Raw genomic sequence first — 11,815 nt, forward strand, 5'->3', positions numbered from 1 at the left:
GGTTCTTAAATAGAAAGTTGCGCAAATTTACTTGAATTTGCGTAACTTTTTTTGTTATTATAATTTATAAAGTTTTATATGTTTATTTAATAATGAGATAATTTGTTTTAAAAAGATGCAATATTTTTAGCAAAGAAGTCTTTAAATTTCTTTTGGGTTAAAAAGGTATCGACCATTTTGAATACCATGTTTTTTTCTTCGGGTTCAAGTTCCTGAATCAATTTAACTTGCTCCACAAGAGTTTTATCTTCTATGGTTACAAGGGAGTAGGCTTTATAGTTGCTGGATTGAATCATGTGATACATAGAATTGAACAACTAAATTTAATACGATCTAGTTTATCTGATCCAAACGGTGTTCCTGAAATAACTAATAGTTCAGTAACTAAAATAAAAAAAGAAGTTCGTGGCCTTTTTACATCTGACATGATTGCCAACGAAACTAGGTCTCAGGTGCAAGTAGGAGGTGCTAATGGAGCTAAAAATGGAGAATTTGAAGAAAAATTTCACCCAAACTCAAATTTATTAGAGCTTCAAATGCTGTATTTTGTAAAATTGGATGCCGTTCGATGTTTGGATATGGAATTTAATTAGAGCCTTTTTTTAGTAAAAGATTAAAGAACCAATAAAAGTCTTGCTGCGTTTTATTATCACAATATTTTCTTTTGAGATTTTTCGACTATTAATTAAACGGAGTATTTTTTAAAGTTTATCCTGTAAAACAACCAAAATCGAAGTCCTATATTTTTACAAAATAAACTATAATCCCTTATTTTAAAAGTATGAACAATTTCGTGATGGACTCTTTTTTGAATCGCTAGATCTTCTTTTTTTGTTCTGTTTAAATGAATGGCTTTTTTTAGAATTCTATAGGTGGACAAGTTTATTTCTCGAAATCTTGGTTTTCGATTGTCATAAAAACTGTTGGTTAATGAATTGTCTGAAATTCTTTTTTTAATTAAAATTTCATCAATAAAATCAAATTCATACAAACGGGAGGAGCGTATCCAAAAATCTAAATCCTCATAGGCAAGTGTTTCATCATAACCTTTTAGCGTATCATAAACGGATTTTTTTGTCATTGCAGAAACAGAACAAATACTGTCTAAACCTGAGAGAACACTACAATAAATGTCACCGGTTTGCTTTTTTGGGATCGTTTTGCGATCTTGATCTATAGGGAAATAATAAGAATCAAATTCGCCTTTTTCAGTGATCAACTCGGCATTTCCGTAAACGACGCCCAGATTGGTGAAAGTACTTTTCTTGAAAGTTTCAAGTTGCAACGAAATGCAATTGGGTGCTAAAATATCATCTGCAGCCAAATCTATAATAAAATCTCCTTTGGCTAATTTTAGTGCTTTGTTAAATGATTTTGTGTTCCCTAAGTTGGTTTCATTCGCGATAAATTTAGCTTTTGGATAGTCTGTAAGCCATTTTTCAATTGTTTTTTTAGAATTATCGGTGCTGCAGTCGTCTACGATTATCAATTCAATAAATGCATAATTTTGATAAATTACTGAAAATAAGCTCTCCGTTACAAAATTCTCATGGTTGTAACACAAGCAAATAACGGTGACGACTAATTTATCTTGCATATTGTTTTTAAAGAGTTATATATTTGATACGAAAGTAAGGAATCGATGGTGATATTGCTTAACAAATATAAATTGAAATAAGATTATGAATATAGTTATGATTGATTTTCCGAAAATTGAAAATGTTTTAGGAAATATTGCCGTAATTGAAGATGATACAATTCCTTTCGAAATCAAAAGAGTTTATTATTTATATGATATTCCAAGTTCTTCTAAGAGAGGCGGTCATTCGCATAAAAAATTGCAGCAAATTTTAATCGCAATTTCAGGAAGTTTTGATGTGATTTTAAAAGACGGTGAAATAGAAAAAAAGGTAGTTTTAAATAAACCCGACAAAGGATTACTGATTAAAAATAATACATGGCGTGAACTCGAAAATTTCTCTTCTGGAGCAGTTTGCCTTGTTCTGGCTTCAGAAGTTTTTGAAGAAAGCGATTACATCAGGGACTACGAAGAATTTTTGACATCAAAAAAATGAAGCTACTCTATATTACACAAAGAGCAAATGAAGAAGGAGGAGTGCAAAGAGTACTTGCCGTAAAAACCAACTACCTGATTGAGAAATTTGGTTATAAAATAGCGGTTATTACTCAAAACGGAGGAGATGAAAATCTTTTTTTTGAATTTAACAAACAAATTGATTTCTATGATATTGTATTAAAAGGTAATAAGGTGCTCAATTTATTCCGCTACAAAAAAGAACTGGAGGAATATATAGAAATGATACAGCCCGATTGTATTATTGTTTGTGATTTTGCCTTAAAATCATTTTCAATTCCATTACTGATAAATACAAAAATCCCTGTTCTTTTTGAGGCGCACGGTTCTAGATTTAATGAATACAAGACTTCTCGTTTTTTTGGATTTACTAACACATTCAAATATAGATATCGAAATTATTGTGCTTCTCAATTTTTTTATTTTGTAGCATTATCAAATGAAAGCCTGGGAGAATGGTCGCTTAAAAATGGTATTGTTATTCCTAATCCGTTATGGATTGAAACAAAATCTTTTTCAGATTTAAAGGCAAAAAAAGTTATTGCCGTGGCTAGGCATTCGCATGAAAAAGGAATCGACCGATTATTGCAAATATGGAAATCAGTGGCGGAAAAGCAACCGGACTGGACCTTGGAGATTTATGGAAAACAAGAGAAAAGTTTAGGATTAGAAGACTTAGCCAAAAAGTTGCAGATTGACAAAACAGTAACTTTTTTTAAGCCGGTTCAAAACATACAGCAAAAATATACAGAAGCGTCTATATTGGCAATGACTTCCAGAAATGAAGCCTTACCAATGGTTTTACTGGAAGCAATGGCGACCGGTTTGCCTTGCATCGCTTACGATTGCCCGGTTGGTCCCAAAGCAATCATACAAAATAATGAAAATGGATTTCTTATTGAAGAGGGTAATAAAGACTCTTTTGTGGAGAAATTAGTTTTATTAATGGAAGATGAAAATTTGCGAATAGAAATGGGGCAGAAAGCAATAAAAAGTATCGGAAAATATGATTTAGATACCATCATGCAGCAATGGAAAGTTTTATTCGAAGCAATTGTACATACCTAATTGGCGTTGCAATAATACCCCAATCGATAAAGATCAAAAATAAAAAGAGACGGATGTTTTCCTAACAGCTGTCTTTTAAGTAAAGGTTTGAAAAGACGGAATCCAAAAGCAGTTAAAGGCCTTAGATGAGATTTTTTGAGAATTTGGAAATAATGAGACAACTTCACATATTCCGTTGAAATCAGGTTAGAATCGATTAAGTTTTTTAAGGCTAAAACAGCTTCTTCCGATTTTCTCAGAAAGGTTTCGCTGCTTTCTAAACCTAAATGATAAACAGGATTTTCAAAATGTACAATCTTAATCTGTTTTTGCATTAAATCAAACGAAAAGAGCGTGTCTTCGTGTCTCAGATTCGGGATGTCTTCGTTAAAAGTAACTTTTGAAAAAACACTTTTTTTGATCAGGAAATTTAAAGTCAGAAAGGAAAGATAAGAGTTGCTGTTTCGATCGGAGACCTTTAAAGCTTCTCTTTTTATGCCGTAAATCCAACGTAGAATTTCATTTTTGGAAGGTTTTATGTCTTCGTAGAGGATTCCACCGTAAACAATTTTTTCGGCGTTATTGATCTGTGAAATATAATTTGAAATATAATTTTCAGAAGCAGGAATGGTATCGGCATCGAGAAAAAGCAGGTTTTCATAACTTGCTTTTTGAGCCAGTAAATTCCGAATAGCACTTCTTCCGATATTTTTTTCTAAAACCGAATAAGACGCGTTCTTAAATTGATTGATCTTTTTGTTTTCAGCTAAAAAATACTCAGAAGCATCATCCAGACAGATAATTTCAAAGACGATATCGCATTCCAGCGTTTGTTTGTTTAGTATTTCTACCAGCGTAAAAACATTGTAATTGTAAACCGGAATTAAGATAGAAAGCATTACACACTGCGTTGCACCACCTCAAAAATCCTCTCATCTTCACATTTTAATGTTTTCGAAGGGAATTTCATCAATAAAGCATAATCGTGAGTGGCCATGATAATCGTTTTACCGTTAGCATTGATTTTTTTCAATACCTCCAAAACCTCAGAACTTGTTTGCGGATCAAGGTTTCCGGTTGGTTCATCGGCCAGAATAAATTCAGGATCGTTTAATAGAGCTCTTGCGATCGCAACACGTTGTTGTTCACCTCCCGAGAGTTGGTGTGGCATTTTGTTCACAAATTCCTTCATTCCTACTTTGTCCAAAACTTCATCAATTTTGTGCTCCATTGCCTCTTTTTCATGCCAGCCCGTTGCTTTTAGAACGAAAAGCATATTGTCTTTTACAGAGCGGTCCGGTAGCAATTTGAAATCCTGAAATACGATTCCGATTTTACGTCTCAAAAAAGGGATTTCGCTTTCTTTTAAAGCTGCCAAATCAAATTCAACAATGTGACCTTCTCCTTCGCTTAAAGGCAAATCACCGTATAAAGTTTTCATGAAGCTACTTTTTCCGGAACCCGTTTTTCCAATAATGTAGATGAATTCTCCATGTTGGACATCTAAATTAATATGAGATAAAATTTTTCTTCCTTCCTGATATATAGTTACTTCTTTAAGAGACAGTACGGTTTGTGACATAATAAATTGATTTGAATGGTAAAAGTAATAAGATAACGGTTGGATTCAAAATAAATTTTAATCATTTCTGAAGAAAACGTTATAAAAAATAATAGTTTTAGAACATTTGAGAACCAATATTTTGAGGATTAATAAGCTGTTAAATAAGCACCATTAAAAAAAAGAATCATAATAAAAGATTGAAACGTTTCGTTATAAACGGTAGAAAATGATAAATTTGAATACTAAATAAAACTAAAATGCGTAGACTTTCCTGGTTCTTTTTATTCCAAATTATCCTTATTTCGACGACGGTTTCGGCACAAAAATCAGCTATTTATACCTACGATTTAAAGGATTTTGACAAAGCACTGGCTTTATACAAAGACAAACAATATGCTTCGGCAAAACCTATTTTTGAATATGTAAAAAACAATGCAACGACAGAAGAAGTTCAGTCCGATTGTGCTTATTATATCGCCAACTGTGCCATTAGAACCAATCAGCCAAATGCAGATGAGCTGATGGAAAAGTTTGTAACCGATTATCCAACCAGTACTAAGCAGAATCAGGCTTATATTGAAGTTGCTCATTTTTTCTTTGAGCAGGGAAATTATCCAAAAGCGTTACAATGGTTTGATAAAGTTGATGAAAGTTACATGAGCAAGTCTGATTTGGATAAGTTTAATTTTCAAAAAGGCTACAGCTATTTTAATGCTAAAAAGAAGAAGGAAGCCACCACGTATTTTAATAAAGTGGTTAATTCCGCCGAGTTTGGTTCTCAGGCCAAATATTACTTAGGATTTATGGCCTATGAAGGCGATGATTATAAAGAAGCAACCAAATATTTTGATGAGGTTTCAGGCGAAGAAAAGTACAAGGAAAAGCTTTCATACTATCAGGCTGATATGAATTTTAAATTAGGAAATTTTCAAAAAGCAATTGATTTAGGGCAAAAAGCAATGAATAAATCAAATGAAATTGAAAAATCAGAATTGAATAAAATCATCGGAGAGTGTTATTTCAATCTAAAACAATACGACAAAGCGATTCCGTTTTTAGAAGAATACAAAGGAAAAAAAGGAAAGTGGAACAACACCGATTTTTATCAGTTAGGGTATGCCTATTACGAGCAAAAAAACTACGAAAGTGCTATATCTCAATTTAATAAAATTATTGAAGGAAAAGATTTCGTTGCGCAAAATGCCTACTACCATTTAGGTTTAAGTTACCTGAATACGGGTAAAAAACAAGAAGCTCTGAATGCTTTTAAAAATGCGTCTGAAATGGAGTTCAATACTCAAATTCAGGAAGATGCCGCTTTGAATTACGCTAAGTTGAGCTATGAAATCGGGAATGCATATCAAACGGTTCCGGGAATTTTGCTTGATTTTTTGAAAAAATATCCAAACAATTCCAGTAAAGGGGAAGTAGAAAAATTATTGGTTGATTCTTATATCTCTTCTAAAAATTATAAAGAAGCCTTGGTTTTATTAGAGAAAAACAGATCTGCGGAAAATAAATTAGCTTACCAAAAAGTGCTTTTTTACAGAGGTCTGGAATTGTATTCGGAATCGAATTATGCAGAAGCATTAAAGATGTTCAATAATGCGGTCAAAGAGCAAAAGAATCCTGAGTTTACAGCACGTGCGACTTTCTGGAAGGCAGAATCAGAATATGTTACCGACGATTTTCAATCAGCATTGTTGAGTTACAAACAATTTGCTGGTTTGGCGGGTGCTAAAACGACAGAAGAATACAAAAACATTAACTACAATATTGCTTACGCTTATTTTAAACTAAAAGAGTACGATCAGGCCGGAAATTCTTTTCAGGCACAAATTGACAATTCAAAAGAAGACAAAGTACGTTTGAATGATTCGTATTTGCGCTTAGGAGATTGCCGATTTGTAACTGCAAAGTATGCTCCTGCAATGGAAGCTTATGCAAAAGCAATTGATGCAAAAGGCGTTGATGCCGATTATGCACAATATCAAAAAGCACTTTCGTATGGTTTTATGTCTAAAAATGACAAAAAAATAGAGGAACTGAATAATTTCCTACTGATGTACAAAAAATCATCGTACCGAGATGATGTTTTGTATGAATTGGGAAATACTTATGTAGCTCAGAAAAAGAATGATTCAGCGATTAAAACGTACGATCAGTTAATTTCCGAGTACAAAAACGGTTCGTTTACTTCAAAATCTATTCTGAAGCAAGGTTTGATTTATTACAATACAGATCGTGACGAACAGGCTTTAGTTAAATTTAAAAAAGTGGCGGCTGAATTTCCAAAAACATCAGAAGCTTTAGAAGCGGTTTCAACAGCAAGATTAATCTACGTTGATTCAGGAAAAGTAGATGAATATGCTACTTGGGTACGAACATTGGACTTTGTTGCGGTTACAGATGCAGAATTGGATAACGATACTTACGAAGGAGCTTTTAAACAATACAGTCAAAATAACAGCAAAGCCGCTATTACAGGTCTTGCAGGTTACATTGCTAAATTTCCATCCGGGATTCATGCAGTGGAGGCTAATTTTTACGTAGCACAGTTGTATTATGCAGAAGGTTCTGAAAGTAAATCGGTAGCCAATTACCAATATGTGATTGATCAGCCAAGAAATGAATTTACAGAACAGTCGTTAAGCCGATTGTCTCAGATTTTCCTAAAAGCAAAAGACTGTGACAAAGCAATTCCGGTATTGGTTCGTTTAGAGGATGAAGCCGACTTTCCTCAGAATAAAACTTTCGCTCAGGCGAATTTAATGAAGTGTTATTATGATAAAAAAGATTATAATAATTCGGTAATTTATGCAGATAAGGTGTTGCAAAATCCTAAAGCTGATGCCAATGTAAAATCAGATGCACAAATTATTGTAGCACGTGCTGCCATGCAAACCGGAGATCAGGACAAAGCAAAAGCAGCGTATGCAAAATTGTCTGCAACGTCAAAAGGAGAATTAGCGGCCGAAGCCTTGTATTATGATGCCTATTTTAAAACGAAAGAAGGCAAATTTGAAGCCTCAAATGTTTCCGTTCAGAAATTAGCCAAAAGCTACTCCGCTTATAAATATTACGGAGCAAAGAGTCTGGTTTTGATGGCCGAAAATTTCTACGGATTAAAAGACAGTTATCAGGCGACTTATATTTTAGATAATGTAATTAACAATTTTACCGATTATCCGGATGTAGTAGAGGAAGCTAAAAAAGAACTAAGTGTTATTAAGTTAGAGGAGTCAAAAACAAATTCATCAATTACGAAATAGGTTTTTTGGGTGAAATGTTGAATGTGAGATGTCAAAAGTTAAAAGTGAAATATTTTCCATTTTGCAACTCACAAAATACATTTTACAATTCACAAAGTACATTTCACAAAATAGATTTTACAAACATGACCTTACCATTTTATATTATTGATGTTTTTGCTGAAAAAAAATACGCCGGAAATCAGTTGGCGGTTTTTTTAGAGGCGGGTAATCTTAGTTCGGAAGAAATGCAAAAAATAGCCAAAGAGATAAATTTCGCTGAAAGCACTTTTATTACAAAGCTTGATTTTGAAAACAATAAAGCAGAGATTAAAATTTTTACGCCGGCACACGAAATGAAGTTTGCGGGACATCCAATTATTGGAACTTCTTGGGTGTTGATACATAAAATATTCCAAAATGCTCCTGAAGCAATTACACTTCAGGTTCCGATTGGTGAAATTCCGATTCATAAAACAGAGGATTTGATTTGGTTAAAAGCGGCTCAACCGGAGTTTTTAGAGGTGTTTGATAAGGAAGGTTTTTTATCCTTCAGTAATCTGAAAAGTGATGACTTTGATGTGCAATACCCAATTCAGGAAGTGACAACTGGAAGTGCTTTTGTAATTGTTCCTTTAAAAAATACAGAAGTCTTAAAAGCTTTGGTTCTCGATAAAGATAAAATGAACGATTGGCTGATAAAGAATTGCAAAACAAATCACAGGGCTCTTTATTTTTATGTTTGGGAAGATGCAAAAATAATAAGTAGAATGTTATGCGTAGAACACAACCAATTGGTTGAAGATGCTGCAACCGGAAGTGCCAGTACGTGTTTACAGGCTTTTCTTTTAAAATACCACTCGGCTAAGATTGAAACAATAAATCAGCAGGGGGATTACATAAACCGCCCGTCGCAGATTTATTTTAAAGGAGCATTAACAGAAGATAATTTTGCCATACAAATTGGAGGCAAAAGTCAGTTTATCGCCAAGGGTGATTGGGAAGTTTAGAATAGAAAGATAAATTAAGAAATAAGATAATGTAAAATGTAATTTGTGAAAAGTGAAATGTAAAATGCCTAAAAAAGACCTTTTACATTTTACAAAACACCTTTTACACAATAAGAGAAATATGAAAATTAATTTCCAGAATAAATCCATCATTTTGATAATGCTGTTTGCTTTTCAGCTTTCCTTTTCGCAGAAGAAAGAGGAGAGCATTGGGACAGAAACGGTAAATGTTGTAAAACCTTATTCACCAACTATTTCAGATGCCTTTAAAGTAAAAGAAACTCCTTCGCTTGACGATTCAGGAAATCAACCTAAGGAAACGATCAAATACAGTATTTTATCGGTTCCGGTGGCTTCGACTTTTACACCCTCAAAAGGAAAAGCAGAAGGGGTTGAAAAATCAAAACAAGAGCGTTTATTCAGTAATTACGCCACTGTTGGAGTTGGAAATTATGGAACTCTAAATGGGGAATTGTTTGTAACGCAGGATCTGGGCAACAGTGATTATATTACCGGAATGTTTCGCCACCATTCTTCTCAGGGCGGTATTAAGGATATAGAATTAAATGATGAATTTTACGACACAGCCTTAAATGTTGGGTATGGTGTTGACAATCGCGATATGTCCTGGGCGGTAGATTTAGGATACCAGAATCAAATATACAATTGGTACGGTTTACCTGCCGAATTCGGTGCGACATTGCTTCCGGGTGAACGTTTTGATTTAGTGAATAAAATGAATCCGAATCACTCCTATAATACTATTTCTTTAGGTGGAAATATTGAATTTAATGAAGGCATTTTTAGCAAAGTAAAAGCAAGGTTTACTAATTTCTCAGATAGTTTTTCTTCTTCTGAAAACCGGTTTTATGTAAAGCCTTCGTTTAAAGTAGAGGTAATGGATCAATCTATAAATACAAATGTTATTATTGATCATGTAAGCGGCTCGTTTGAAAATAATTATGCCCGTGATAATACGAAGCCTTTAAAATACAGCCTTACCAATTTTGGAATTGAACCTAGTTTTGTGATTCTGGAAAATGATTGGACCTTGGAATTAGGAGCCGGAATATTTTATGGTTTAGATTCTGAAAACAGTGGGAACAAGTTTTATCTGTATCCAAAAGTAAATGCCTCTTATAAATTAGTGGGTGATTTGATGATTTTTTATACGGGAGTAAATGGTGGACTAAATCAGAATTCCTATGCTGATTTTGTGACCGAAAATCCGTTTTTATCGCCAACGCTTGCTGTGAAACCTACAAACAATCAATACACTGTTTTTGCAGGTTTAAAAGGAAAATTGGCTAATAATATCAATTACAACATTACAGGATCTTATTTGAATGAAAAAGACAGAGCCTTGTTCAAAAGTAATGACTATACAGAAGTTATTTCAAATGAAAACTATGCTTACGGAAACTCTTTTGGAGTGGTATATCAGGACCTGAGAACATTCCGTTTTTATGGAGAATTAAAAGCTGATTTTTCCGAGAATGTTAGTTTTGGAATCAATGGAACTTTCAATAGTTACAAAAATGACGGCCAATTAGAAGCATGGAATTTACCAACGGTTAAATTGAGTTCTAATCTGGATGTTACTATTACAAAACAATGGTACGCCGGTTTAAATGTTTTTTATGTGGGAGATCGTAAAGACATGCAGACCAATTTGACTATTGCACCCGTTGCAACTCCGGTTACTTTAAAAAGCTATTTTGATGCCAATGCTCACGTAGGGTATAAGTTCAGCGAACGTTTGACTTTCTTCTTGAAACTTAATAATATTGGTAATCAGGCCTATGAAAAATGGCTAAATTATCCGGTGCAGGGCTTCCAGGTTTTAGGAGGAGGGAATTATAAATTCGACTTTTAAGAAAAGGGTTTAACCGCAAGGTGCGCGAAGTTTTTTTTAGCCACGAATTAACGAATTGTTTTTTAATGCTATTCGTTAATTCGTGGCTAACTTTTTTTAGAAATAAAATGAGATTAATTTGCGATCTTTGCGTAAACCTTAGCGTACCTTGCGGTTAAACAAAAATCTCAGCAACTTAGAACCTCAGTAACTTAGCCCCTCAAAAAAAAATGACTTTCAAAGAAAAAATATATTCCCATTATCTACAAATGGTTCAAGATCGCATTGATGTTTTCAGAGACATGATTTCGGCTTTGACCGAAGATTCTAAAAACGATGCAAAAGGATCAGCCGGTGATAAACACGAAACCGCTTTGTCGATGATGCATATTGAGCAAGAGAAGTTAACGAATAAACTAAAAGAAGCCATAACCCAAAAAGCCGTTTTAGATAAAATTGAAGCATCAAAAAGTACAGAAAATATAGTTTTAGGGAGTTTGGTAAAGGCTAATGGAATTTATTTATACCTCAGTGTAGCACTTCCTAAAATTACAATTGACGGTATAAACGTTATTGCGCTTTCACCCCAATCTCCTTTGGGGAATCATTTAATGGGCAATAAAGTAGGGTTTGAATTTGAGATTAATAAAACGCATTATACTATTGAAAGTGTTTTGTAATAGTATTAACTAGCAATTTTTGTCAATTCCGAAGAATGAGAAATCTTCACAAATAATGCTGCAAAGTATAAGAACAGGATACAATTATGATAAGTGTTTTTTTTGAAACATATAAGTAATGTAAGCTCATTTGAGTTTTTTTGCGTGTCTTGCGTAAATTTCTTATGCAATTTGTGGTTAAAAAAGATTTTACTAAAGATCATTATTTTTAGACTATTGTCATCCTGAGCGTAGTCGAAGGCTTGTTTAAGAAGAAGGGCTTCGACTCCGCTCAGCCAGACAAAGCAGGACAAATACTTGTAAAGAAACTACT

The 11,815-nt window shown here is 33.6% G+C and carries 11 protein-coding genes; 7 read left to right on the forward strand and 4 right to left on the reverse strand.

What is annotated here, in order from left to right; genetic code table 11:
• Positions 1-107: 107 nt before the first annotated feature.
• Entirely contained in the window at positions 108-296 is a 189-nt protein-coding gene (locus AB674_RS08095; protein WP_047775513.1) for a hypothetical protein, read from the reverse strand.
• On the opposite strand from AB674_RS08095, the gene AB674_RS08100 reads away from it, so the two are divergent.
• Positions 297-593, forward strand: a complete 297-nt coding sequence (locus AB674_RS08100) for a hypothetical protein (protein WP_131701528.1) — start codon at positions 297-299, stop codon at positions 591-593.
• Positions 594-685: 92 nt separating this feature from the next.
• On the opposite strand, the gene AB674_RS08105 is transcribed toward AB674_RS08100, so the two are convergent.
• The gene (locus tag AB674_RS08105) at positions 686-1,597 is read right to left on the reverse strand and encodes a glycosyltransferase family 2 protein (protein ID WP_047775516.1); all 912 of its coding nucleotides are present in this window, start codon (positions 1,595-1,597) and stop codon (positions 686-688) included.
• An 85-nt stretch (positions 1,598-1,682) separates the two neighbouring features.
• Here AB674_RS08105 and AB674_RS08110 point away from each other — a divergent pair, with 85 nt between their 5' ends.
• Both AB674_RS08110 and AB674_RS08115 read left to right on the forward strand, forming a co-directional pair.
• A complete protein-coding gene (locus tag AB674_RS08110; RefSeq protein ID WP_047775517.1) occupies positions 1,683-2,075 on the forward strand; it encodes a sugar 3,4-ketoisomerase in 393 nt (130 codons plus the stop codon).
• Positions 2,072-3,163: a glycosyltransferase family 4 protein gene (locus AB674_RS08115; RefSeq protein WP_047775519.1), complete on the forward strand. Its 1,092-nt coding sequence runs from the start codon at positions 2,072-2,074 to the stop codon at positions 3,161-3,163. Before AB674_RS08110 ends, AB674_RS08115 begins: the two co-directional genes overlap by 4 nt.
• Here AB674_RS08115 and AB674_RS08120 read toward each other — a convergent pair.
• Together AB674_RS08120 and AB674_RS08125 are read right to left on the reverse strand one after the other, a co-directional pair.
• Positions 3,160-4,041 (reverse strand): glycosyltransferase family 2 protein, encoded by an 882-nt coding sequence (locus AB674_RS08120; RefSeq protein ID WP_047775521.1) that lies wholly within the window; start codon positions 4,039-4,041, stop codon positions 3,160-3,162. The genes AB674_RS08115 and AB674_RS08120 overlap by 4 nt on opposite strands.
• Positions 4,041-4,724, reverse strand: coding sequence for a cell division ATP-binding protein FtsE (locus AB674_RS08125; protein ID WP_047775522.1), 684 nt, complete (start codon positions 4,722-4,724; stop codon positions 4,041-4,043). The genes AB674_RS08120 and AB674_RS08125 overlap by 1 nt, the downstream gene beginning before the upstream one ends.
• 239 nt (positions 4,725-4,963) lie before the next feature.
• Here AB674_RS08125 and AB674_RS08130 point away from each other — a divergent pair, with 239 nt between their 5' ends.
• The 4 genes from AB674_RS08130 (at position 4,964) to AB674_RS08145 (ending at position 11,502) form a co-directional block, all read left to right on the forward strand.
• A complete protein-coding gene (locus AB674_RS08130) occupies positions 4,964-7,978 on the forward strand; it encodes a tetratricopeptide repeat protein (RefSeq protein ID WP_047775524.1) in 3,015 nt (1,004 codons plus the stop codon).
• 125 nt (positions 7,979-8,103) lie between these two features.
• A complete protein-coding gene (locus tag AB674_RS08135) occupies positions 8,104-8,967 on the forward strand; it encodes a PhzF family phenazine biosynthesis protein (protein WP_047775525.1) in 864 nt (287 codons plus the stop codon).
• A gap of 121 nt (positions 8,968-9,088) precedes the next feature.
• Entirely contained in the window at positions 9,089-10,843 is a 1,755-nt protein-coding gene (locus AB674_RS08140) for a TonB-dependent receptor (protein WP_047775772.1), read from the forward strand.
• 209 nt (positions 10,844-11,052) lie between these two features.
• Positions 11,053-11,502, forward strand: coding sequence for a hypothetical protein (locus tag AB674_RS08145; protein WP_047775527.1), 450 nt, complete (start codon positions 11,053-11,055; stop codon positions 11,500-11,502).
• Positions 11,503-11,815 lie beyond the last annotated feature (313 nt).

Origin of the sequence: Flavobacterium sp. ABG (assembly GCF_001027725.1) — a bacterium.
In the GTDB taxonomy this organism is placed as follows: Bacteria; Bacteroidota; Bacteroidia; order Flavobacteriales; family Flavobacteriaceae; genus Flavobacterium; species Flavobacterium cupriresistens.

Excerpts from the sequence above, each read along its gene's own strand:
- AB674_RS08130 (WP_047775524.1), top strand. The coding sequence starts at position 4,964 with ATGCGTAGACTTTCCTGGTTCTTTTTATTCCAAATTATCCTTATTTCG.
- AB674_RS08140 (WP_047775772.1), top strand. The coding sequence starts at position 9,089 with ATGAAAATTAATTTCCAGAATAAATCCATCATTTTGATAATGCTGTTT.
- AB674_RS08120 (WP_047775521.1), bottom strand. The coding sequence starts at position 4,041 with ATGCTTTCTATCTTAATTCCGGTTTACAATTACAATGTTTTTACGCTG.
- AB674_RS08145 (WP_047775527.1), top strand. The coding sequence starts at position 11,053 with ATGACTTTCAAAGAAAAAATATATTCCCATTATCTACAAATGGTTCAA.
- AB674_RS08125 (WP_047775522.1), bottom strand. The coding sequence starts at position 4,724 with ATGTCACAAACCGTACTGTCTCTTAAAGAAGTAACTATATATCAGGAA.
- AB674_RS08135 (WP_047775525.1), top strand. The coding sequence starts at position 8,104 with ATGACCTTACCATTTTATATTATTGATGTTTTTGCTGAAAAAAAATAC.
- AB674_RS08110 (WP_047775517.1), top strand. The coding sequence starts at position 1,683 with ATGAATATAGTTATGATTGATTTTCCGAAAATTGAAAATGTTTTAGGA.
- AB674_RS08105 (WP_047775516.1), bottom strand. The coding sequence starts at position 1,597 with ATGCAAGATAAATTAGTCGTCACCGTTATTTGCTTGTGTTACAACCAT.
- AB674_RS08095 (WP_047775513.1), bottom strand. The coding sequence starts at position 296 with ATGATTCAATCCAGCAACTATAAAGCCTACTCCCTTGTAACCATAGAA.
- AB674_RS08115 (WP_047775519.1), top strand. The coding sequence starts at position 2,072 with ATGAAGCTACTCTATATTACACAAAGAGCAAATGAAGAAGGAGGAGTG.